General features: G+C 65.6%; 1 protein-coding gene. It reads right to left on the reverse strand.

All coding sequences use genetic code 11. From position 1 onward, the window contains the following. Positions 1 to 355, reverse strand: a 355-nt coding sequence (locus KVT32_RS28855; RefSeq protein ID WP_305864221.1) for a solute carrier family 23 protein, incomplete at its 3' end; no start/stop codon positions are given. Between the last annotated feature and the right edge of the window lie 66 nt (positions 356 to 421).

Raw genomic sequence — 421 nt, forward strand, 5'->3', positions numbered from 1 at the left:
CGGCGCCGATGCCGGCGCCAAAGATCGCCCAGGCGCCGTCGACCCGGGGCACGGCGTTCGCGATCGCCACCATCGGGCCGACGGCGGCGAAGGTGACGCCCATCATGACCGGCAGCCGGATGCCGAACCAGGAACCCAGCCCGAAGGACTGGATCAGGGTCACCAGGCCGCAACAGAACAGGTCGGCCGAGATCAGCATCGTGACCTCCGCCGGCGACAGTTTCAGGGCGCGGCCCACGATCAAGGGTACGGCGATGGCGCCGGCGTACATGACCAATACGTGCTGCAGGCCGAGTGCGCTCAGTCGCCCGAGGGGCAGTTTCTCGTCCACCGGATGGCGGCTCTGGTGTTTCATGCTTGTCTCCTGATTATTATTGACGTCAGTCTGCAACCAAAGAATGCATGCTGCTGGCCGGGCGAG

This window comes from Achromobacter sp. GbtcB20, from assembly GCF_019091095.1.
GTDB lineage: Bacteria > Pseudomonadota > Gammaproteobacteria > Burkholderiales > Burkholderiaceae_B > Achromobacter > Achromobacter mucicolens.